The sequence below is a fragment of the Ruminiclostridium hungatei genome, from assembly GCF_002051585.1.
GTDB classification, from domain to species: domain Bacteria; phylum Bacillota; class Clostridia; order Acetivibrionales; family DSM-1351; genus Ruminiclostridium; species Ruminiclostridium hungatei.
This window is the reverse complement of sequence record NZ_MZGX01000019.1, coordinates 53,308-75,599: the sequence shown is the minus strand read 5'-3', so window position 1 is coordinate 75,599 and position 22,292 is coordinate 53,308. Positions and strand designations below refer to the sequence as shown.

Below are 22,292 nucleotides of genomic sequence, written 5' to 3'. Positions count from 1 at the left end.
TTTTTTGAGCCATCCATTTATGCAAGCTATACGGGAGCACTGATATGCCGGAAAGTATCCGTTACTGGCGGGTTGATAAAATAAACCCGCCGCAACTGATTAAACTGCCGGTCATTTCTATAATGTTTTAAATACCGGCAGCAGTTCCTTTTCTATTTTGTAGATGTCCGCCACCAGAAAATCCGAGGATGGTGAACTGTCAGCCAGGTGCTGGAAGGTAATACCGTATTTGTTCAATATATCATATGATTTCAGCGCCATGTCCCAATGCCAGTCATTTTCAGGCGTCCTATGCCCCTCAAGCGCAGACCCGGGATTTGGGTTCCACGCTCCTGTAAGGCAGGGTATGCCCCTGGAAGCAAAATATTCTACACCCTCAAGTGTGGATACCTTTGGCTCAAGCCCTGCAACAATACCAGTCCTGGCTCTTCCAAAACCAAAAACCTTGCCGGCATATTCTATGGCATCTATCCAATTCTGCCAGCCGCCGCATTCCAATTCCTTACCGGGGCAGACTGCCTTGAACAGGTGCTTGTCCCAGACCTCTATGTTGATTGCGATTGTCCTGTAGCCCGCTTCCTTGTACTTATCGATGACACTTAAATCCAGCGGTGCGCCTATAACCGCAGTACCGTTGAAATCATCCAGACCTGTGGCCTCCTGGACAGCCTCCGCCACATCAATATAGTAGTCCACCTCCCTCCTTTCCGGAATAAAGCCTCCGGTAACATTCAGGTGATTTGCAACTCCTTCATCAATTGCTGCCTTGTAGGTTTCCGCTATCTGCTTGGGATTCTTCCATTGGTGATGCTCATACTCACCGTAGGTATTCTTTGTGGCATTAACATTGCAGAAAAGGCAATCCTGTCCCTTGTCCTTCAAGGAGCATTCATTGCTGTAGGTGATATGAACAGTCCCGCTTTGCGTAAACGTGCCCACATGTGACATTATTGTTCCGTCGGAAGTCTTTTTATTATAATATTCGGGACGTTTGTGGAAGGTTATGGGGAATAATTCATTTCCCTTATAAGTAAGATAATATTTTCCGTTATCCAGCTCAATTTTATATTTTGATTTTCTGTCCCACTTGAACCCAAGCCTGAAGCCGCCTGGTGTTGAGTAACCGCATGGAAAATCCACACCCACATGAGTTTCATGGTCCCCCTCCGACTGGCTGTGTATCTGCTCCTGATAGCTGCCTCCCAGGTCAAGGTCCTTGAATATGGAAAAATCAAAACTTACACCATCATTGCCGATATTGTTTTTTAGTTCAAGTTCCTTATATAAGCTTACTTTTAACTGTTCCTTTGATATGGTCATGTAAATGCTCCTTTCAAATTTGGGATAAATATTAAACGATACTGAATACCGGAGCCGTTTTGAAAACCGGCAGCAATTCCTCATCTATGGCAAAAATGTCATGTATCAGAAAATTTGGACTTGGTGCCACATCAAAATAATCACTGTAGGTAAAACCATTGCGTTTGAAAATATCATGGCACTTGTAAGCCATATCAAGGTGCCATTGCGCCTCGGGTGTACGGTGTCCCTGAAGTGCGGAACCGGGATTGACCGTCCAGGCTCCGGTAAGGGCCAGTACTCCCAAAGATGCGAAGTATTCAACCCCCTGAAGGGTTGCAGGCTTTGGTTCAATTCCCGCTACAAATCCCGACCGCACCTTGCCTTTTCCAAAAACCTTTGCAGCATATTCAATTGCTTTTATCCAGTGCTCTCTGCCTCCGCACTGGGCAACCTTGCCAGGAAGGATTACAGGATAATAATTTTCATCCCATACCTCCAGGTTCATTGCCAGTGTCCGGAAGCCAGCTTCCTTGTATTTGTCTATGACACTTAAATCAAGCGGAGCTCCGATAACGGCAGTCCCGTTGAAATCCTGAAGTCCGGTTGCTTCCTGTACGGCCTCTGCCACATCAATATAGTAGTCAACTTCCCTTCTTTCCGGAATAAAACCGCCTGTAAGATTCATGTGTTTTACCCCGTCAAGCTTAAAAGCGGCACTTACTGCCTCGGCAATCTGCCTTGGGTTTTTCCAGCCTATTCCCTCCTTTTCCGCATAAGTGCTTTTTGTGGCGTTTATATTGCAGAAAAGGCAGTCCTGGCCCTTATCCTTCAGTGCACATTCATTGCTGTAAGCTATGGAAACAGTACTTCCATAAATAGTATCTCCCTGGGAAAAACCTGCAATAGTGTTAAAGGGCGTGCCATCACTTGCTTTCAGACCATAAAAATTCGGGCGCTTGTCGAAGGTGACCGGGAAAATCTCCTTCTTGTCCTTTGTTACCACATACTGTTTGCCATCATAAACAAGCTCAAAATCAGACCTCCTGTCCCACTTGAAGCTTATCCTCAAGCCCCCCGGAGTAATAAAACCCGTTGGCATTTCTATGCCTTCATGGGTCTCATGATCCATCTCAAAGCATAAGTGAACCTGTTCCTGATATTCCCCTCCCAAATCCAAATGCTCAAATATATGGGGATCTACGTTTATACCTTCTACACTTATTTCGTTTTTTATTGCCAGTTCCTTGTATAGCTTTTGTTTGATTGCTTCGTTACCCATCTTCCTACCTCCATTTTTGTATTTTTAAGTTTGACTTCCATCAAGCCTTTTGTGGTTCGCTCACCAGATTTTTTGCCCATGAATATTTTGTTATTCTCCACCGTACAAAAAAGCTTTTTATGACTATTTCCACCAGAGTAAGTCCAAATGCCACTTCGATTGATACCTTGAAGACCATGCCCGACATAAAAAGCAGCGGAAGTGAAATAAACCATACACCGATTGTATCCAGTATGAAACAGTAGAAGGTATCTCCTCCGCTGTTCAAAATTCCCACAATGCCAATATGGTTGTATGCATTAAAAACAATTGATATGCTAAGCAATACGGCCATATGATAAACCTGGCTTTTTACCGAACCGTCAACCTTGTATGCACCGATAATCAAGGGAGTCAGCAGTAAAAACACCGAACTGCATATGACACCTATAAGAGGTGCTATCTTCTGAAGCCTGGCAGAATTGTTATAGGTTCCTTCCATATTTCCCGCTCCAATTTCCCTGCCAGTCAAAACACTGGCTGCCGCCGCTGCTCCAGTCATAAAAACCGTGGAACATTTCTGTACTATTGAAACAATGCTCACCGCCGCAACAACCGAGGTCCCCATTCTGCCGTAAATAGTGTTATACAGCATGGTTCCTATGCCATAGAGTCCCTGGTTGACAGTCACAGGATAAATAGTCTTAAGATACCGTTTTATAAAGCCTTTTTCTATACTGAAAAAATCAGTCAGGCTGCCGCGAAGAAACGGTATCCTGCCAAAGGTCAGACCAACCAGCAGGCACAGCTCCAGTCCTCTGGCTATTGTGGTGGCAATACCCGAGCCCATTACCCCCAGTGCAGGAAACCCTGCCTTGCCATAAATCAAAGCATAATTGAGAAAAGTATTTATCACAATGGAAACCACAGAGGCAATAAGAGAAAATTTTGACCGTTCGACACTTTTCAGCCATGAGGCAAGTGTAAATATCGCAGTAGAAAACAGATAGTTAAGTGCCGTAGCCTTTAAATAATCACTTCCTAAGGCGATTACTTCCGCATCCACGGTAAACAGCCTCATTATATACCCGGAAAGTGCCATACACGCCGTACAGAATACCATAGCAATGCCTTCACCCAGTATAAGATTGATGCCAAACATTCTCCTGATGCCCGGATAATCCTTTTTGCCCCAGTATTGTGCGGTAAAAATTGCTGTTCCGTTGCACACTCCAAAGACCAGAAGGCAGAACATAAAGTAAAAGTTGTTGCTGAAACTTACGGCTGCAATGGCAGCCTCCCCCAATTGACCTACAAAAATTCCGTCTATAAGGTTCACAGAAGTGTCCAAAACCCGTATAAGCACCAGTGGAACAGCCAGTATTGTAAATTCTTTATAAAAAGCTACTCCCGGCCTTATGCCGGAATTTGATTTTGCCTGTATCATTTGCTGTCCGATTCCTTTAGAGCATCATTATAGAAAGACGGATTGTACCAAGCATCGATGTCCACTACCGAATCGGCAAGCTTGTTGTCTTTGAGGAATTGTGCCACGCTTTTCAGGTTGCCGATAACATCCTTATCCGCTTCAACCAGAGTGGAGTAATTTTTCAAATCCGGGTAAACAAGGTCTATAACGTTTTCAGGTGTACCTGCTTTAATCTGCAAGGCCCGCAGGTCCCCAGGATTTTTCTGGGCATATTCCCTTGCCCTGAGCAAGCCCTTAATAAAGGCTTTGACCACTTCCGGATTTTCTTTTGTATATGACGCATTGAATACGGTTGCTGTGGAATTCAGCCATTCCCTGTGTCCCTCGGTACTGTCAAGCAGCTCACCCAGACCTTTTGAAGCAAGTGTCTGAGACTGGGCGGCACTTACAACGATTGCATCCACGGTTTTTGCTGCCAGGGCGTTGACAGCATCCTTTGCAGTCATGTTTACAAACTGTATGTCGTCAATTTTCAGTCCGTTGTTTTCAAGCATCAGATAAAGCACTCTCTGCATGTAGGCGCCGATTTGTGTCGCCACCTTTTTGCCCTTCAAATCCTTCAGGGACTTATATCCTTTTCCCGGCTGGGCTACAACATACGTAGGGGCATCGGCAAGTCCTCCCGCCACCATTACGGTATCTATGCCGCTGGCCTTTGCCACCAGGGCAGGAACATCTCCAATGGCGCCGGCATCAAGGCTTTTGCTGGCCAGTGCCGCATTGATTGCAGGTCCGGCTCCGGTAAAGGGAATTATTTCTATCTTTGCATTTACCTTTGCAAGCTCTTCTTCAAAATATCCCTGGTCTTTTGCTATGCCTACAAGCCCGGTAGCAACTCCGGAGCCCTGATCCACAAAGCCGTATTTCAGCGTATGTACCTCACCCTTTTGGGAAGTATCTGAAACTGAACTGCCTGCCGGTTTCGTATTTCCTCCGGCGGAAGAGCTGCCTGAACTGCTTTCACTGCCTGTTCCGCACCCCGCAAGAAGGATGATGGATACAAGCATAATTGCCAAAATTGATTTCATTTTTTTCATGACTTTCTACCTCGTCTCGTTTAATAAATTTAAATTACTGCCTTTTATTTCTTCCATCTCAGAACCTTTTTGGTTATTTTCCTTAAAATCAAATCCACAAGCCACCCTATGACACCTACGACGATCATATCAACTATTAGCTCGTTGGATCTCATCAACTGCTGGGCATTGCTTATGCGGTATCCCAGGCCCGAGCTTGAAGCCAGCATTTCTGCACCCACAACCGACATCCAAGCCATTCCTGCTCCCAGCCTGAGCCCCACAAAAACAAACGGTACCGCTGAGGGAAAATACACTTTCCTTATGAGCTCCAGCTTCTTGATACCATATAGTCTTGCAACCTCAAGATAACCCTTGTCGGTGTTTCTGATACCATCTATGGTATTCAGCAATACCGGGAAGAACGTACCTTTAGCAATCAGAACCACCTTTGAGGTATCTCCGATACCAAACCAGAGGATAATGAGAGGCAGCCATGCAAGGCCGGGTATCTGCCGTATCCCGTCAAATATGCCGGAAAAAAAACGATTTGCAAAGGCGGATATTCCCATGAAAACTCCAAAGGAAAGTCCCAAAAGTCCTCCAAAGAAATAACCCTTCATTACTCTGACCAAACTGACGGACAAATCGGAAAACAGCAAACCTGTCTTTAGCTGCTCCGCCAGATTTTCTGCAACAGACTTAAGTGAAGGCACCAGCATAGGTGGAAAAATGTTTAATACTGAAACAATTTGCCAGGTTACTAAAAGTATCAGCGGGAATGAAACCGATGTAAGTAAATTGAATACGCCGTTATATCCCCATGCTTTTACTTGTTTGCCGCTGTTTTCCCTGAGACCGGGTTTGATGTGAATGTGTTCGAGTGCTTCATTTAATCCTTCCACGTATTTTCCTCCTTTTCACCTTTTGAATCAAAGCAACATATAATTCATATATGTTTGTTATTATTATATTTTTTTGTAGTATTTTGTTTCAAGTGAATATATTTTGAATTTAACCCTGTTTTTTTTAGATATTGTGCAGTGTATGGAAAAGGAACAAAAAAAAGCTTCAAATCACCTTATGGCAATTCAAAGCCCCTATGTTTTCAGCCGTCTGAACTATAAAAATATTACTGCATTACTGTATTCCCGATCCCGGCCAGGTACCGTCCTCTATCTGGAATATGTCGTGTACGGGAAATCTGGCAGGAGCTCCGTTGAACACCTCTTCAAAGGTCCTCCCGTATTTTCTTAAAATCTCCGCATGCTTAAGCTGTACCTCCCAATGCCAGTCAATAGTGGGAGAACGGTGTCCTTCCAGGGGTGAACCTGCATACGGAACCCAACTGGAGGCAATAGTCACCACACCCCTTGAGGCCAGGTACTCAATGCCCTCGTACAAAACTTCCTTGGGCTGGAGGCCGCATACAAAATTGCTCCTGACCTTGCCCTTGCCAAAAACCTCCACCGCATATTCTATGGCATTGATCCAATTATCATAGCCTCCGCAGGCATCTACCTTGCCGGGGCACACAAGCTCAAAATAGCTCTTTCCCCAGACCTCGGTGTTAAATGCAATTGTACTGAAGCCTGCCTCCTTGTACTTTTCTATTACCGAAAGATCCAGCGGCGCACCTATACAGGCCGTGCCGTTGAAGGTGTCCTTCCCCAGGGCCTCCTTTATGCTGTCGGCCACATCCAGATAGTATTCCAGTTCCCTGCGCTCAGGTATAAAGCCTCCTGTGAGTGTTACATGCTTGTAGCCTTCGTCATACGCCGCCTTCACCGTCTCACCTATCTGTTGCGGGTACTTCCATACAGGGCCGTCAGGACCATCCTCATATTTCTTCTTTGCATTAAAGGTACAAAACAGGCACGTCTGTCCCTTATCCTTGACCGAACATTCTTCACTATAGCATACCACTATGCTTTTGTCGGTACTGCTGACGGAACGGTCCTGGGCAATATCCTTCATATTTGCACCGTCCTTTGTCTTGGCGGAATAAAACCCCGGTTCCCTATCAAAGCTTATATCCGAGAGATAATTGCCCCTGTGCTCTATTCCGAACACATTATTCCGCTCTACGATTTTGTAGGGTGAATTTGGGTCCGACAGCGGAAATACGCCAAAGCCATTCTGCAAATGTACTGCATGTGGAAAATAGTAATGCTTTTTTGCCTGTGAGAATTTTCCCGGCCCGCAGAATTCAACTGTTTTAACTTCCTTCTTTTGGACCAGCTTTTTCAGTACCTCTTCATCAAAGCTCACTCCTTCGATTCCCAGGGCTATTTTCAACCTCAATTCCTCATAAAGCTTATCTTTCCACTCACTCATACCTTCTGCCTCCTTATATAAAATTTAAACAAATTTTAGTCTCATGCCCTTCCACCCTTTATTAAAACTCTCAGGCATCCCTGTCCGTATCCGAAAGCACGCAAAAAGCAGCATTTTCCTTTCCCTCTGTCAATTCTGTCTTCTGTATCCCCGCCAGCTCTGTTATTTCAGTTTCAGCATACACAGCCGAACCTGGCACTCTGAATTTTGAAATATCAAGTCTTTCTATGGAAATTTCCTGGGGGACGGGAAGCTGCGGAACCCAATCATAAGGTGCGCGGTAAGCCCGATAAACAATATTCATGGATGGGGCAAGGCCTCCAAAATAGGGATTTATATATTCCCAGACAATTTCATGCTCCTTTGTAACCTCTATAAGTCTCCCGTTGGAGCCTTCGGTAATGAGTGTATTTCCGTTGGGAAGCCTCTGGGCACTGCTGATAAAAGGACTGTAAAATTTATAGGAATCCAGAGGATTAACAAGCCCTGCTTCTGCCGGAGTATACTGCCATACTATTTCCAACGTAACCGGATTGAATTCCAGTACTCTGGAATAATCCCTTTTGGCATTCATCCGCCCCGTAGGTGAGGTTGGATTTGGGACACCGTAGCCTCCCCAGCCTCCGTTGTCAAATACAAGCAAATTCCCTTCTCCGGGCAAGCCCCGGGGAATCATGTGCAAATGGTGCTGTCCTATTATCCAGCCCAGCTCCACCAATTCTTTGGAGGCATTAAAGTCAGGGCCTGTGCGCCATACGATTTTACCGGTTTCCTTGCTTATGATTGCAAGTATGTTGGCTTCTCTGGAATCCCAGATTATGTTGTCAGGATGAAATCTTTCATCTCCTCCGTCATACCACTTGTTTTTACCCAGGGTGGATATTGAATTTATGTGGAGCCAATCTCCCATTCCCCCGCCTGCGGGGCGCATATTGGGGTCTCTTGCCAGTATATTCCTTGCCGCCTCATCAAAGCCCAATTCATCAAAATGTTCACTGGCCTTCCACTGCCAGAGTATCTCCCCATCCCAGTCCACCTCAATGATCTTGTCATCCAGCAAAAGCTTATGGGTTATTTTTGTATTGTGAAGATTTTCATGTACAAGAATCAGGGTATTTCCCCGGTCTACAAGCGGGAGGCTGCCCGGAGCATAATATCCCACCGTAGAACCCTCTCTCTGGAAGTCGTGATGCTGCCTTGCCATCCATCTTGGCTCTTCTCCAGGGTCTTCTATATATTCCAGCCTGTCGAACTTCCATACAATATTGCCCTCCCAGTCCACCTGCAATAAATCCACCTGGTCCTGCATTCCGAACCTGGGATTTCTGGTGCCGGAGGAGCCGAATACCTGGCCTCCGGGGAGCAATTTGTTGGGAAAGCCCTGAAGCCCTTTCCACAGCTTCAATTCCCTGCCGTTCATATCTATGAGCAGTGCGCCTCTGGCAGTGGGTAAAACCGTATATCCCCCATAGGCCTTATCTTTGTTGTAAATTGTCGTTCCCGTTGGAATTATACTTGGAAATCCCATAATCAGTCTCCTTCCCGGCGCGGTTGTAAATCCGGCTATTCAACAGTTAAAACGGCGTTACTGTATGCCTCAAGGAATGCAAGACCACCGTCTACTCCCAGCAGGCTTCTTTTTAAAATAACACTTCCCTCGGTTGGAAGTGAAATGTGCAGCAGGGGAACTTCAAGTTCTTTGGCAGCACCTGCCTCCAGTTGGCTTCCCAGGATTATTTCAGGGGAAAGCTCCCTGATTTTTTCCTGTATCCTTTTACCGTCCTCAGAAAAAAATGTTTCGAATTTTATTTTTTTTGAGATATTTTCCTTTTCAAAATCTGCAGCCTTATCGGTGAAAATTATTGCCTTGACTATTTGACCAAAGCTGTTTTCAAGAAAGCTGGCAACGGGTGCAGCTATATAGGTCGGCCCCACCACGACCACCTCTTTCTGGATATGCCGCCTGTAATAGGTGGGTGCAAGCTTGGAAAGATAATACAGGTATTTGTCCCGCTTCTGCTGCAATAGTGCCTCAATTTGCTCCTGCCTTTCACTGCGTACAGAAGCCAGCTTCTCCAGTATTTCTTCAACTCCCTCTATTCCAAGTGCTGTTTCTTCGATATAAATATATGGAGTATTATATTTTTCTTTGAGATAACGCGCTATTTCAAGGCCCCAGCCGGTAAACGCAACATTCAGGCCGGCGTTCCTTATCTGTTTCCAGTTTTCCACTGAGCTCCCGTAGCCAAACAGGGGATTTGCCTTGAAGCCGGCTTCCTCCAGGAGTAAATGCAGTTCTTCAAGATTCCCTTCCCAGTAGGGATCAAGATTTGGAGCAATTCCGAATATGTTTATTAAGGACTCCTCCACAGCGGCTTCTGAGGCCTGAAGCTTTTCAAGGCCTTCAATAATTCCCCTGGCCACCTTTGTGTACGCATCAAAGCTGTGGCCTTTAAAGCCGGGAGTGCTTATATTAATCACAGGATAGCCCTGTTCGGCGGCTTCCTTGGTCATTGCGCCAATATCATCTCCAACTATTTCAGCGGCACAGCCGCTGACTACCACATACAGCTCACCTTCCAGAACCTTTACGGTATTCTTTATCTGTTCTCTCAGTCTCGAGCTTCCTCCGAATACTATCTGCTTTTCAATTATGTTGGTGCATGCAATAGTGTAGTTGTCGCCATATCTGTCGGCAGCATTTGAAATATATTTTTCCTGTGCCGCACAGCCTGCTGTTGAATGTACAATGGGAACAACGCCGTTAATGGACTTTAAGACGCTCACAGCCCCCTGAAGCAGACAGCCGTTCCTGTTGAGTTCAATATATTCCGCCATTATTTCACCTCCTGCTTTATATACCAGTTTGTGTTTTTCTTCAGCCAGCCGGTCTGATAAACAGGTGGTTTGGGCGCAGCATTAAAATTTTCGGAAAAGCCTCTGTATTTGACCAGTCTGTAAAATTTTTCTGCAAAGCTTATGCTGCCCTTATATCCAAGGATATTGATATCCCGTATGTCCAGCACAGGAATACCCTCAAGGGCTATTGAACCCACAGCCTGGTCATTTCCTACATATACCTCCGCTCCCGACTTTCTCAGGATATTTATCTGCTCGTATGGCTGTCCCTCACCTATGAGCAGGGACAGCTCCGGATTTTTGCGGTACAGCTTTTCCATCTGGTCAAGCAGCGTAATATCAAGATAAGGCACCTTTATACCCACCACCTCAGCGTTCAGTTCTTCCAGAAGGCCGATAAGGGAATTGGCATATTCGGGCTCACAGCTCAGGTATACCTTTATACGGTCAACCTTGTACCTTTCAAGTGCCTTTACGGCATGTTGACTTTCCTTTTCAATGAGCTCTTTCGCCTGCTGCTCCCTGCCAAGCTGTTTTCCTATCTGGGCAAGCCACTTTCCGGTAGCCTTGACTCCCACGGGCGCATTTGCTTCTATTTCAGGTGTTTGATAAACCTCCTTGAGAACCTTGGCGAAGTAATCTCCCTCACCTTTTTTTACAACCAGGTTAAATGCCGCACTGCCTGCTTTTGCAAGGTCCTGATATTTTGAAAAGCCGGGGAACACGTTGGCTTCAACACCCAAGGCTTCCAAAAGTCTCTTCAGTTCCTCTATGCCTTCCTTGTTTTCGTTAAGGGAAATGACGTTTATAAAGTTTTCTTTTTCCGCCCTGTTGGGCAGCAGGTGTTTTACTATTGAATGAATAGCCGTATCATAGCCTGTTATACCTATTTTTGATTTAAAGCCGTCGGTATAAATGGGAACAATGGGAATTCCAAGCTCATCAGTCAAATCCTGTGCAACGGAGGCCACATCATCGTTGTTTATGGCAACCACCGAGGTAGTAAGGATAAAAATGATTTCAGGCTGATTTTCCGTGTAAATACTCTTTACAGTTTTTCTAAGTTTTACATCACTGCCTAAAATGGAGTCTTCCTCGTCAATATTGGTTACTGCCCATTGGGTCGCCAGGGAGTTTCTGTTATTGTAATGGTTCTGAATTATTCCGCAGCCCCTGGGACCATGTATGATTATCACCACATTCTCAATAGAATTGATTGCCTGTAAAGCATATAAAATATCTGAATTTGTCTCCTGAGAAAAGGTTCTGATACGCTGTTTCAGATTACCGTCATAAAATTCTCTCAAAAGAGCCTCTACAGTTCCATAATATGCCCCGATAGCAGATAACCTTTTTTCTCTTATAATCGGAGCCTTGCCTCTCAAAACAGCCATAAATACCTCCATACACCGCACAGCGGTTATATATTTGCATTAAGATCGCTTGCCGCATCAGCTTCAATCTTTAAAATCCTGTCGCCCCAATCCTTTGCCCAATCTCTGAGTTCTGTGACACTTAACGGGTTTGGAACGGCCGCTTCGCTGTCATCGATAATGTATTTTGCCAGCGCCCTGTAAACATCCGCCTGTTCCGAATCAGGATTTGCCTCTATAACAGTTTTGCCGTGCAATTCGCTTTGTGCAACAACTGATGAACGGGGCACATATTGAACCACCTTTGTGCCTGTCTTGGATGCAAAGTCATTTATAAGCGGTTTTGCATAGGGTGTCAGTACACTGTTTGCTATAATACCGCCCAATTGGGCCCCTCCCGTGGGAGCATATTTGCTTATTGCCTTGAACAGGTTGTTTGCCGCATATACGGCCATAAAATCAGAGGAGCTTACCACATACACCTTGTCGGTTATGCCTTCACGGATAGGTACCGCAAAGCCTCCGCACACCACGTCGCCCAGTACGTCATACAGAACCACGTCAGGCTTGAATTTTTCAAAAAGGTCCAGCTCCTGAAGCAGTGTGATTGCGGCATTTATTCCCCTTCCCGCACAGCCCACCCCCGGGACGGGCCCTCCGGCCTCTATGCAAAGCACCCCTTTGAAGCCTACCACGGATATATCCTCAATTTTTACATTGCTTCCGTCCCTCAAGCTGTCCAGCACAGTGGGAAGATAATTTCCTCCGCGCAAGGTATTTGTGGAATCGCTCTTGGGATCGCAGCCTATCTGTATAACCCTGTAGCCGGCTTCCGCAAGTGCCGCACTTATATTCGAAGTTGTGGTGGATTTACCTATTCCACCTTTTCCATATATTGCAATATGCTTGATTTTTTTACTCATTCATACCACCCTTTTTTTGTATGTTTGTTTTTACACCGGGCCGGGCCTGTGCCGTGACCCGTGCTATTTTCCCAATTCCTTTTTAGCTTTTTCAAAAAAGCTGGTGTCAACCAGATTGTCAATATCAGCACTTTTTTCTATGTATTTGTATTCGAGAAGAAACTCGTTCAGCTTATTCAACCTGGCCTTGTCGGCTTCTTCAATTCCCCCGTCCAGATTTGCAAAGTTAAATTCACTGGAGTACACCTTTTCTATAACATCAACGGGAATGCTTTTTGTGGCAAAGGCCTGCAGTGCCTCGTCCTTATGCTCCAGCGCATAGTCATATGCTCTGATGTAAGCCTTAAGAACTGCAACGACCACCTGGGGCTGTTCTTTTGCAAATTTGCCCGCTGCTGCCAAAACTGTCTGACTTGCAAATTCCGGATAATTTTTTGCAGTTGATTCTATGACTTTTACGGGATACTGCTTGTTTATCAGTTGTGCCGTCAGGTCAACAGACAGGAGTGCATCGGCATTTCCGCTTATGAGTGTGGAATTTGCATTGGCCACATCATTTATCAATTTCACTTTTCCCGCATCTATTCCGTATGCCTTTACCAGATTGCCCCAATATTCATCCAGTATGGTGCCCCGGCCAACTATGACTTTTTTGCCCTCCAGGTCCTTTGGCGTCCTGATATCCGAAGCCGCCGGCACAATCACCGATAAATTGAACCGGGAGTCCCCGATGGACACAATGGATACATCTATTCCCTTTGCCTTTAAAACCACCGGCGGAAGATTGCCATAATAGGCCAGGTCTATTTTCCCGGACACAAAGGCTTCATTCACAGCGGGACCTGCCGCTGCAAAGCCCAATACCTTCAGCCTGTATCCTACCTTGTTCAATTCCTCCTCAAGATACTTCTTTTTGTCGGCCAGCCCCCAAATACCTGTGAGCTCGTTTGACTCCTGAGCCAAGGCCAGGGTAACGGTTTTTTCCGAAGGCTCTGAGGCTTTTCCTGAAGCAGTATCCTGCCCCGCAGTGCTTTTTGCACCCGGGCTTATGGAACCATTGGCCTTAACAGACGTTTCAGCGGTGGAATTATATCCGCAGCCGGCAATTAATAATGCCAAAACTAAAAATGCTAAAACTTTAAAGTTATTCTTTCTCATAATGCTTCCTCCGTCTCAGATTACGTACTCAATTTCCATATTTTCGTCCTCAAAGAAATGATTGTAGATCCTTTTCTTTATATGTGCAAACTCAGTGCTTCCCCTGTCCTTTACAGTAGCGGTGTTCACATCTATAATCTCCTTGATTTCACCTGGCCGCGCTGACATTACCACTACCTTTTGTCCGAGAAATATTGCTTCATCAATGTCATGAGTGACCATGATCATGGTGGTTTTTTCCTCTTTCCATATCCTCAGAATTTCTTTCTGCATCTGGATTCTGGTCAAGGCATCCAGTGCTCCGAAGGGCTCATCCAGCAGCAGTATCTCGGGATTGCTTGCAAGTCCTCTGGCAATTGCCGCCCTTTGGGCCATTCCCCCGGAAAGCTGACTGGGATATGCTTTCTCAAAGCCATTGAGCCTGACTAATTCAACATGCTTGGAAATGGCAGCTTTCTTTTTCTCCTTTGATAAGCTGAACAGGCCAAAACCTATATTTTCTTCAATGGTCAGCCAGGGAAGCAGCCTGTGTTCCTGAAATACCATTCCCCGGTCAGTTCCCGGTGCGGTTATCCTTTTCTCTCCGTAGGTGACTTCGCCGGTCTCATATTCCACCAACCCGGCAATGATTTTCAGCAAGGTGCTCTTTCCGCAGCCGCTGTGCCCCACAATAGTTACAAATTCGCCTTTCCGGAATTCAAGGCTGATATTCTGCAAAACCGGAATCTCATCCTTGCCCACCTTAAAGGATTTGTATAAATCTTTTATTTTTAAAACCTGCCCGGCCATATGCCCCGACTCCCTTCACAAATGTATCACCTTTTGCTTCCTATCCACGGAGTAGCTTTTCTCGAAACAAACGTGAGTATCTTATCCATCAATATTCCAACTACACCAATCACAATCATTCCCATTATGACAACATCCGGCTTCATGAGGCTTCTTGCATCGCTGATTCTGAAACCTATTCCTTCGGTGGAGGCAATGAGCTCGGCAGCTACGACAGCCATCCAGGATATTCCAAGTCCCAGCTTCAGGCCCACAAAGATTTGCGGTATTGCAGAAGGCAGATATACTTTTCTGAAGGTATTCCATCTGCTCAGCTTATACAGCCTGGCTATTTCAATATAGCCGGGCGGAGTGCCCCTGATGCCGCTGAAGGTATTTACCATGATGGGAAAGAAGGCTCCAAGTATAATTACCACTATCTTTGATAATTCGTCTATACCGAACCACAAAATAATCAGCGGAATCCACGCCATCATGGGAATCTGACGTATTGCATTCAAAGTAAGGGAAAAAATATAATTCATATTTTTTGACATGCCCATGGTGGTTCCAAGTATTACTCCCAGCAGAACTGCGGCAAAATATCCCTTTACAACCCTCATAAGGCTTATTCCCAGGTCCAGCTCAAGCTGTCCCGACGCCAGGTTTTCCTTAAATACCTTAAGAACGCTCCTTATACTTGGCAATATGGCTTCAGGCGCTATTCCCCGGGCTGTTGCAATACTCCAGAATATGATTACTGCCGCCGGTATTATCAGACTTAGCAGAATTACTCTTAGGTTTTTCATATCTGAAGGCCTCCCTTCTCTGACTGGATGTGATGCTATAAAGTTATTGTGTTAACTCTCTCCGCCGGTTCAGAGGCTTTAAAATCCAGAACCTTGATTCTTTCGGTTTTAATCCTGTAAATATTATGATTATGTATCGCTGAAGACAGTTGGGGTCTTCTTTGCAAAATAGCCTGCCTGCCGGCGCCCAAATCATCACCCTCAGTCAGTAAAGCCCTTCCGTACAGAGTTACATTTACAAAATCAGGTATTGTCTGATTTTCATGCTGGAATAATACGGCGACTTCATTATTACTCTCCAACTGCTTAACCTTATTGCTTTCTTTTGCCGTGGCAAAATATACCTCCAAACCGGATACACCGTACCCCCCAAGAGTTCTGATATCCGGTTCTCCGGCTTCATTCACCGTTGCAAGGGCCAGAGTCTTGCTGTTATTCAAGTAAACTTTAATTTCTTCCTTATCAATTGACATAATGATATCCTCCTTATGCTTTTCATAAAGGCAGCCCTGACTTGCCAGGGGCAGTTCCTTTGAATTTGAGAAAAACCCGGCAATATATTATTTCACATATATATTTACTAGGTTTTTGACTTCAATTTGTTATTTTATATTGTAGTCTCATATCTTTTCCTGAACAATAGAGTATATTTGGATATATGGTGGACTAAATTTGGAGTTTAAAAAGATGGGGTGGCACAGCAAAAAATATATAGAGCTTGTATGATTTTCAGCACATTTTATTGCTGTTTATTAAGGCTCCTGGCTGTAAAATTATTAACGGCTATTATTATATGCCGTCACAAATTATATATATCTCCGGCTCCTTATTTATCATAAGGCAAACAATTAAAATATTATTCTATTTTTCCAATTCTTTTATTTTATTCTTAAGCTCCAAGTAATTCATTACCTCGTTTGTTTCTATCGTCTCAATTTCAATATTCCCGTCCTGAGACATCGTGCCGTCTGCTGAAGATATTGCAGTACCTTCACCTGCCCTGGTGATTTCCTTGACCCTGTTGATACCCTGTCCGTAGCTTACAAGCTTATATTTATCCAATTCGCTGTTATAGTTTAAAAACAGTACATAGTCTCCGCCCTTTACAAAATTCCCGTCACCGGTACCTATTAAACCGAATTCAAACTTATCGTCAACGGAACCTTTCAGGCCTTCCACGGTTTTCATCTTGTAGGTGGTTACAGGGGCCACCATTCCATCCTCTTCCCCTTTACCGTTTTTTGTCAAGGCAGTTACGGTTTTAGTTTCTTTTTCTCCGGTGAATATGCACCTGACTATTACGTCAGAGCTGCCTATAAGCGTATTTTCATCATATCTCATTTCACTGAAGTAGCTTGTTCCACAATTAGCCATGCCGGAATTATCCATACTGGTTATGCCTGCTGTTGCAGTAGCTGTGTCTGTGCAGACATTATTTATAATATATGCTGCAAAAAGCAGCACTATGGCGGCTGTTACACAAGCTGCCGGAATAATTTTTCTTTTCATTTTATCTCCCATCTACGCGCATAGCGCATACATAAATAGTTATGAAAGACACGTAGTGGCTTTCTCTGCGTGAAATCCACTTTGACTTGCCACATATATCTTTCACGCTAACCCCTCAAATATGTAATATGCCTTTATTCATAAAGCAAACCTGTATTATGCTATTTTGAATTTCAACCATATAATGCCATATAGTCATGACTTGTCAATACAAAAAGCCGGCAATATTAAGACTACCGGCTCTTCATAATGGGAATGTTTATATTTGCATCACTTCTAGCTATTTTTCCAGCTCTTTTATTTTATTCTTAAGGTCCATATAATTCATTACCTCGTTTGTTTCAACCGTCTCAATTTCAATTGTCTGATCCTGAGATAACGTTCCGTCTGCAGCAGCTTTTGCTGCATTTATCTTTTCCTTGCTGATTTCCCTGACTCTGTTGAAGCCCTGGCTGTAGCTTACAAGCTTATACTTATCCAGTTCGCTGTTATAGTTTAAAAACAGTACATAGTCTCCGCCCTTTATAAAATTCCCGTCACCGGTACCTATCAGGCCAAATTCAAACTTATCATCAACGGAACCTTTCAGGCTTTCCACCGTTTTCATTTTGTAGGTGGTTACAGGAGCCTCAAATTCCATATCTTCTCCTCTTCCATTTTTAGTTAAAGATGTTATATTCTTTGTTTCTTTTTTTCCGGTGAATATACACCTGACTATAACGTCGGAGCTGTCTATAAGTGTATTCTGATCATATCTTATTTCGCTGAAATGTCCCATTCCTGAATTAGCTTTACTGGATATATCTGCTGTTGCATTAGCTGTGTCTTTATCTTTGTAGACATTATTTATAGTATATGCTGCAAAAAGCAGCACTACGGCGGCTGCTAAACATGCTGCCGGAATAATTTTTCTTTTCATTTTATCTCCCCTCTACGCGCATAGCGCATACATAAATAGTAATGAAAGACACGCAGTGGCTTTCGCTGCGTGAAATCCACTTTGACTTGCCACATGTATCTTTCATAACACCTCATCCTTTTATTTAATCAGTGTATATACATACTGCACACCGCTTATATCATCGTTTTCCAATGTCCTCCAGTAATATGTAACGTTATTCCCCCAAACATCTGTAGTATTGGGCCACATAGTTGGATAATATGCAGCAGGTGTATTTGCCGGTGAACCATTTCCCGGCATGGTGCCGCTATGGCCCAGGCCTGCCGCGTGGCCGAATTCGTGAGTGAAATTGCCCTGCATATCCAGGTAATTACTGCTGTTGCCGCTTCCCCAGGAACAATTTGAATTCAGCACAATGTCAAATTTATTGTAATTATTATTTTGATCAGTCCAGCAGTATCCCGATGCTGTAGTTGGAATTTGATAATACCAATCAATCACGTTAAAATCCATGAAACCAACATCTGAGAATGAATCATCAAAGCTGATTTTTCCTGTCCTATCCCCAAGAGTGCCGAAAGATATTCCTCTTGTAACACATGACCATGTATAAGCGGCTTCCATAGCAGCATTCTTTTGTGTCTGAGTCATACCATTAGTGTAAAAAGACAAGTTCTTGGCAGTAGGTCTGGTAGGAGCCAAAGTATAAGCCAAAACACTAAATGTACATATCACAAGCATTATGGCAAAGCCCAGTCCAATCAGAATTCTTTTCTTTGTCATTTGTATCCTCCAATTCATTGTTTTGTGAGTATATATATTTCTTTAGATTCAGATTGTTATATCCATCTACATATTAACTCTATTTACTATTTTTGTCAATTACTGTAAATAAGTACGTTTTACCTGTTATAAGTAACATTTTACTGTAAACTTATAAAATAGAGGTGTAATCTTAATTTAACTCGTTATGCTAGTTGATTTTATGTTCAGCACAGAGTAAGAAAATTTGTCTCAACGGGTACGCAAAGTCAATTACTATCGGCCGAATGCTGATAGTTTGGGTTTGAACCGTAATTGAATCTAGTACAGAAGTATCTGCTGAGCAATAACTGTTTCCAACTGGTAAAACTCACCTGTCGAATTAGCACAACGCCCTATACGCAAAAAAGCAATTGCCGGAATAACCGTCCATACAGTCAAGTCTGAACCGGTACGCTTTCTGGCAATTGCCTTTGGGTATTAACCTTTTATTCTGTTGTTTAAAAAGATTTCAGCAGGCCTGGTTTGCTGCCCGATGCTATATTGCCTGCTTCAGTGCCGGCAATATCCCGCTTTCAATTCTATAAATATCGTGTATGCATGAATTTGATGAAGCACTGCAATCATATAGCTGATCATATGTAAATCCGTTTTTGCGGAATATCTCTGCTATTTTCAAGGTCAGATCCCAATGCCATTCAGGTTCCGGGCTTCTATGGTTTTCCAGCTCGGAGCCGGGATTTGGGCACCAGGCCCCTGCAAAGCAGACAATGCCCTTTGAAGCCAGATATTCTATCCCCTCCAAAGTTGAACGCTTTGGCTCCAGCCCCGCCACTATGTTTGAGCGTACCCTTCCATGGCCGAAAACCTTTGCGGCATGTTCCAGAGAAGACCTCCAGTTCTCCCAGCCTCCGCTTAACTGCTCCTTGCCCGGGCAGATGCTTTTAAAAATATTTTTGTCCCAGAGTTCTATATTTATGGCCAGGGTACGGTAGCCTGCCTCCTTGTACCTGTCTATTATACCATGGTCCTCCGGTGCTCCGATTACAGCCGTCCCGTTAAAATCGTCCAAACCGGTTTCAAGCTGGATTGCCTCGGCAACATCAAAGTAATAATCCATTTCCCGGTGCTCTGGTACAAAGCCTCCTGTCAAGGTTACATGATGCCTTCCAGGCTCCTGATAGGCAAGTTTTACTGTTTCGGCTATCTGCTTGGGATATTTCCACTTGATGCCCTCCACGTCAGCGTAGGTGTTTTTTGTAGCGTTAATGTTGCAGTACAGGCAATCCAGCCCTTTTTCCTTCAAGTGGCACTCGTTGCTGTAGGTTACAAATACCACTCCCTCGTGATTATAAACCGCGATATTTTTCATCTGAACCCCGTCACTGGTAGCATGACTGTAATATTCAGGCCTTTCCAGAAAATCAATGTCAAAGACCTTGTGCCCGTTTTCAGTCAGAATGTATGAACCCCTGTCATAGCCTATGGAAAATCTGGATTTCCTGTAGGAATTAAAGGGAAACAGAAAGCCGCCCGGAGACCTGAAGCCTACCGGATGTGCAATGCCTGCATGAGGCTCCTTATCGTATTCAAACATACCATGAACCTCTTCCTGGTATTTTCCTCCCAGATCCAGACTTTTCAGCAGTGTATCCACTTCTTCGGTTATTTGTATTCCCTCCACCGTAACTTCATTTTTTATTCTTACTTCCTCATACAGATTGCTTTTCACACTCATATCAAACTCTCCTTTACTGTAAAATCATTCAAATTTTCTGGTATCATTAATGCCGTACCTGCCCAATACCGTCTTGCCGAAAGCCCTGATAAGCCGGTCAGAGACATATCCCATAAGCCCAAGGGTAAGAAGCCCTACAAATATCCAGTCCGTCCTGAAATAAAGTCTTGAGGTGTATATCAGAAAGCCTATTCCCTCCTTGGCTGCCAGCATCTCTGCCGCAACGATTGAGGTAAAGGCTCCCCCCAGTCCCAGCCTTATGCCGGTAAAAACATGAGGAAGTGCAGAAGGAATCAGAACAGAATAAATAATTTGAAATTCTGAAGCCCCCAGCGACCTTGCAGCTTGCAGCCTGTTTTTGTCAATACTCAGAACCCCCACTATTGTATTTATTAATATTACAAATACCGTGGCATAAAAAATAAGTACCACCTTGGATTGCTCTCCCGCACCAAACCACATCAGAAACAGTGTCAAAAAGCCTATGGCGGGGATAAATCTGAGAAAATCTATGAAGGGCTCAAAAATCCTTCTCAAAAGTTCCAACCGGCCAATTATCAAGCCTGCCGGTACGGCGAATAAAATCCCCAGACTCCAGCCCCACAGTACTCTTTGAGAGCTTATTGCAACAAATCTTACCAGGGTTCCGTCCAAAATAATTTCTTTCGCTCCTGCAATAGTTTCCAGCGGACTGGGTAAAAAATCCACTGTATAAGCCAGAGAAGCAATCCCCCATATGCCGAAAAGCAGTATCCAGGTAAGTATTCCTTTTTCTGCCGCAAACCAGACGGCAGCCCTTAAGGTTCTGATAAAAAGATATACAGCCTGGCTTTCACTCTTTTCCCGGTGCTTGTTTCCCGTATGGTTCACCGCTATTTCAATTACTCTTTCCACTTTTGATTCTCCTTTCCCCTCAATACTCTTTTAAGTTGCAATTTCAAATATTTTCTCCAAAATCAAAGTGCCCCTGTATTTGCCCGAACAATGCTGAAAATCCCGGTGAAGCCGCATTCCTATGATAGGGCAAAGTATTTTCATATATTTTATATATGGTGGCATCCGGTGACTTTGACATAATACTGATTCTTTGACCTAGTATTATAGCTTCGGTTATGTCATGGGTTACAAAAATAATGGTTTTTCCGGTTTCCTGCCATATCCTTACAAGCTCAGTCTGCATAATCCTTCTGGTATGAGCATCCAGAGCTCCAAAAGGTTCGTCCATAATCAAAATTTCCGAATCATTTGAAAGGCTTCTTGCCATCTGAACCCTTTGCTTCATTCCTCCTGAAAGTTCTCCCGGGTATTTATTCTCATGGCTTTCCAGCCCCACCAGCCTGATATACTCCGAAGATATCTGCCTGCGTTTTCCCGAAGCCATTCCCTTCATTCTCAAGCCGTATTCAACATTTCCTCTTACCGTCAGCCATGGAAATATTGCAGAATCCGCATTCTGGAATACCACACCTCTGTCCCGTCCCGGTTTTTTGATTTCAGTGCCGTTCAATGCAACACTGCCCTCCGATTTGGAAATAAATCCAGCAATAATGTTTAGCAGTGTGGATTTTCCGCAGCCGCTGGGGCCAAGGATTATATGGAATTCTCCCCTGCCTATTTCCAGATTTATGCCCTTTATTACATTCCGTCCGGGGCCACCGGGTTTCAAACCATAAGTATAGTCCTTTGAGAGATTGTCAATTTTAATGCAGGTGTTTCCTGCTGAACTCATAAGCCCATTCCCCCTTTCTTTGTGGAAATAAATATGGCTGCTTGGATTAACTCATTGTGTTGGTTAAACATGATGAACGTGAATAAAGTGCTTGATACTGTCCACGCGAGGACAACTTTAAAGAAATGCGCGGTATGATTAAAAGCTTTTGCTGAAATTGTAAGCTTATATCATGCTGCTTTAGCAGTTAAATTGACACAAACACGATGTCAATTTAAGCAGCACCCGAGACCTGGATAGTGGAGTTGCTGCGACGGCTGAAAAAGCATGTTGTAAGTCGTACTATTTCAAGCAAAAGTGTTATATACAAGTATTTCTTTAAAATTCGTCCGGAAGGGAACAGTCTCACAGGTTACTTTTT

20 protein-coding genes are annotated in these 22,292 nt (G+C 44.1%); all 20 read right to left on the bottom strand.

Annotated elements, in window-relative coordinates; genetic code table 11:
• Window positions 1–117: 117 nt before the first annotated feature.
• Complete coding sequence (locus CLHUN_RS14175) at window positions 118–1,320, bottom strand: radical SAM protein (RefSeq protein ID WP_080065290.1); 1,203 nt, start codon at window positions 1,318–1,320, stop codon at window positions 118–120.
• A 31-nt stretch (window positions 1,321–1,351) separates the two neighbouring features.
• A complete protein-coding gene (locus tag CLHUN_RS14170) occupies window positions 1,352–2,581 on the bottom strand; it encodes a radical SAM protein (protein WP_080065289.1) in 1,230 nt (409 codons plus the stop codon).
• A gap of 40 nt (window positions 2,582–2,621) precedes the next feature.
• Window positions 2,622–4,007, bottom strand: coding sequence for an MATE family efflux transporter (locus CLHUN_RS14165; protein WP_080065288.1), 1,386 nt, complete (start codon window positions 4,005–4,007; stop codon window positions 2,622–2,624).
• The gene (locus CLHUN_RS14160; protein ID WP_080065287.1) at window positions 4,004–5,086 is read right to left on the bottom strand and encodes an ABC transporter substrate-binding protein; all 1,083 of its coding nucleotides are present in this window, start codon (window positions 5,084–5,086) and stop codon (window positions 4,004–4,006) included. The genes CLHUN_RS14165 and CLHUN_RS14160 overlap by 4 nt, the downstream gene beginning before the upstream one ends.
• Before the next feature lie 44 nt (window positions 5,087–5,130).
• A complete protein-coding gene (locus tag CLHUN_RS14155) occupies window positions 5,131–5,970 on the bottom strand; it encodes an ABC transporter permease (protein WP_080065286.1) in 840 nt (279 codons plus the stop codon).
• Window positions 5,971–6,205: 235 nt separating this feature from the next.
• Window positions 6,206–7,402: a radical SAM protein gene (locus CLHUN_RS14150; protein ID WP_080065285.1), complete on the bottom strand. Its 1,197-nt coding sequence runs from the start codon at window positions 7,400–7,402 to the stop codon at window positions 6,206–6,208.
• A 70-nt stretch (window positions 7,403–7,472) separates the two neighbouring features.
• Window positions 7,473–8,930 (bottom strand): aryl-sulfate sulfotransferase, encoded by a 1,458-nt coding sequence (locus CLHUN_RS14145; protein ID WP_080065284.1) that lies wholly within the window; start codon window positions 8,928–8,930, stop codon window positions 7,473–7,475.
• A gap of 35 nt (window positions 8,931–8,965) precedes the next feature.
• Window positions 8,966–10,240: a nitrogenase component 1 gene (locus CLHUN_RS14140; protein WP_080065283.1), complete on the bottom strand. Its 1,275-nt coding sequence runs from the start codon at window positions 10,238–10,240 to the stop codon at window positions 8,966–8,968.
• Window positions 10,240–11,655, bottom strand: coding sequence for a nitrogenase component 1 (locus CLHUN_RS14135; protein WP_165755761.1), 1,416 nt, complete (start codon window positions 11,653–11,655; stop codon window positions 10,240–10,242). The genes CLHUN_RS14140 and CLHUN_RS14135 overlap by 1 nt, the downstream gene beginning before the upstream one ends.
• Before the next feature lie 26 nt (window positions 11,656–11,681).
• The gene (locus CLHUN_RS14130; RefSeq protein WP_080065281.1) at window positions 11,682–12,557 is read right to left on the bottom strand and encodes a nucleotide-binding protein; all 876 of its coding nucleotides are present in this window, start codon (window positions 12,555–12,557) and stop codon (window positions 11,682–11,684) included.
• A 63-nt stretch (window positions 12,558–12,620) separates the two neighbouring features.
• Complete coding sequence (locus tag CLHUN_RS14125) at window positions 12,621–13,715, bottom strand: ABC transporter substrate-binding protein (RefSeq protein ID WP_080065280.1); 1,095 nt, start codon at window positions 13,713–13,715, stop codon at window positions 12,621–12,623.
• A gap of 15 nt (window positions 13,716–13,730) precedes the next feature.
• Window positions 13,731–14,504, bottom strand: coding sequence for an ABC transporter ATP-binding protein (locus CLHUN_RS14120; protein WP_080065279.1), 774 nt, complete (start codon window positions 14,502–14,504; stop codon window positions 13,731–13,733).
• Between the two features lie 26 nt (window positions 14,505–14,530).
• Complete coding sequence (locus CLHUN_RS14115) at window positions 14,531–15,292, bottom strand: ABC transporter permease (RefSeq protein WP_080065278.1); 762 nt, start codon at window positions 15,290–15,292, stop codon at window positions 14,531–14,533.
• A gap of 35 nt (window positions 15,293–15,327) precedes the next feature.
• The gene (locus CLHUN_RS14110) at window positions 15,328–15,765 is read right to left on the bottom strand and encodes a pyridoxamine 5'-phosphate oxidase family protein (RefSeq protein WP_080065277.1); all 438 of its coding nucleotides are present in this window, start codon (window positions 15,763–15,765) and stop codon (window positions 15,328–15,330) included.
• A gap of 388 nt (window positions 15,766–16,153) precedes the next feature.
• Window positions 16,154–16,801 carry a hypothetical protein gene (locus CLHUN_RS14105; RefSeq protein ID WP_080065276.1) on the bottom strand — a complete coding sequence of 216 codons (648 nt, stop codon included), beginning with the start codon at window positions 16,799–16,801 and terminating at the stop codon, window positions 16,154–16,156.
• Between the two features lie 280 nt (window positions 16,802–17,081).
• Window positions 17,082–17,720, bottom strand: coding sequence for a hypothetical protein (locus CLHUN_RS14100; protein ID WP_080065275.1), 639 nt, complete (start codon window positions 17,718–17,720; stop codon window positions 17,082–17,084).
• A 120-nt stretch (window positions 17,721–17,840) separates the two neighbouring features.
• Entirely contained in the window at window positions 17,841–18,485 is a 645-nt protein-coding gene (locus CLHUN_RS14095; protein ID WP_080065274.1) for a matrixin family metalloprotease, read from the bottom strand.
• 517 nt (window positions 18,486–19,002) lie between these two features.
• Window positions 19,003–20,202 (bottom strand): radical SAM protein, encoded by a 1,200-nt coding sequence (locus CLHUN_RS14090; RefSeq protein ID WP_080065273.1) that lies wholly within the window; start codon window positions 20,200–20,202, stop codon window positions 19,003–19,005.
• A gap of 24 nt (window positions 20,203–20,226) precedes the next feature.
• A complete protein-coding gene (locus tag CLHUN_RS14085; protein ID WP_080065272.1) occupies window positions 20,227–21,096 on the bottom strand; it encodes an ABC transporter permease in 870 nt (289 codons plus the stop codon).
• Window positions 21,097–21,139: 43 nt separating this feature from the next.
• Complete coding sequence (locus CLHUN_RS14080) at window positions 21,140–21,931, bottom strand: ABC transporter ATP-binding protein (protein ID WP_080065271.1); 792 nt, start codon at window positions 21,929–21,931, stop codon at window positions 21,140–21,142.
• Window positions 21,932–22,292 lie beyond the last annotated feature (361 nt).

What these genes read in the sequence shown, in the direction of transcription:
- CLHUN_RS14175 (WP_080065290.1), bottom strand. Translation starts at nt 1,320, where the DNA reads ATGACCATATCAAAGGAACAGTTAAAAGTAAGCTTATATAAGGAACTT.
- CLHUN_RS14170 (WP_080065289.1), bottom strand. Translation starts at nt 2,581, where the DNA reads ATGGGTAACGAAGCAATCAAACAAAAGCTATACAAGGAACTGGCAATA.
- CLHUN_RS14165 (WP_080065288.1), bottom strand. Translation starts at nt 4,007, where the DNA reads ATGATACAGGCAAAATCAAATTCCGGCATAAGGCCGGGAGTAGCTTTT.
- CLHUN_RS14160 (WP_080065287.1), bottom strand. Translation starts at nt 5,086, where the DNA reads ATGAAAAAAATGAAATCAATTTTGGCAATTATGCTTGTATCCATCATC.
- CLHUN_RS14150 (WP_080065285.1), bottom strand. Translation starts at nt 7,402, where the DNA reads ATGAGTGAGTGGAAAGATAAGCTTTATGAGGAATTGAGGTTGAAAATA.
- CLHUN_RS14145 (WP_080065284.1), bottom strand. Translation starts at nt 8,930, where the DNA reads ATGGGATTTCCAAGTATAATTCCAACGGGAACGACAATTTACAACAAA.
- CLHUN_RS14140 (WP_080065283.1), bottom strand. Translation starts at nt 10,240, where the DNA reads ATGGCGGAATATATTGAACTCAACAGGAACGGCTGTCTGCTTCAGGGG.
- CLHUN_RS14135 (WP_165755761.1), bottom strand. Translation starts at nt 11,655, where the DNA reads ATGGCTGTTTTGAGAGGCAAGGCTCCGATTATAAGAGAAAAAAGGTTA.
- CLHUN_RS14130 (WP_080065281.1), bottom strand. Translation starts at nt 12,557, where the DNA reads ATGAGTAAAAAAATCAAGCATATTGCAATATATGGAAAAGGTGGAATA.
- CLHUN_RS14125 (WP_080065280.1), bottom strand. Translation starts at nt 13,715, where the DNA reads ATGAGAAAGAATAACTTTAAAGTTTTAGCATTTTTAGTTTTGGCATTA.
- CLHUN_RS14120 (WP_080065279.1), bottom strand. Translation starts at nt 14,504, where the DNA reads ATGGCCGGGCAGGTTTTAAAAATAAAAGATTTATACAAATCCTTTAAG.
- CLHUN_RS14115 (WP_080065278.1), bottom strand. Translation starts at nt 15,292, where the DNA reads ATGAAAAACCTAAGAGTAATTCTGCTAAGTCTGATAATACCGGCGGCA.
- CLHUN_RS14110 (WP_080065277.1), bottom strand. Translation starts at nt 15,765, where the DNA reads ATGTCAATTGATAAGGAAGAAATTAAAGTTTACTTGAATAACAGCAAG.
- CLHUN_RS14105 (WP_080065276.1), bottom strand. Translation starts at nt 16,801, where the DNA reads ATGAAAAGAAAAATTATTCCGGCAGCTTGTGTAACAGCCGCCATAGTG.
- CLHUN_RS14100 (WP_080065275.1), bottom strand. Translation starts at nt 17,720, where the DNA reads ATGAAAAGAAAAATTATTCCGGCAGCATGTTTAGCAGCCGCCGTAGTG.
- CLHUN_RS14095 (WP_080065274.1), bottom strand. Translation starts at nt 18,485, where the DNA reads ATGACAAAGAAAAGAATTCTGATTGGACTGGGCTTTGCCATAATGCTT.
- CLHUN_RS14090 (WP_080065273.1), bottom strand. Translation starts at nt 20,202, where the DNA reads ATGAGTGTGAAAAGCAATCTGTATGAGGAAGTAAGAATAAAAAATGAA.
- CLHUN_RS14080 (WP_080065271.1), bottom strand. Translation starts at nt 21,931, where the DNA reads ATGAGTTCAGCAGGAAACACCTGCATTAAAATTGACAATCTCTCAAAG.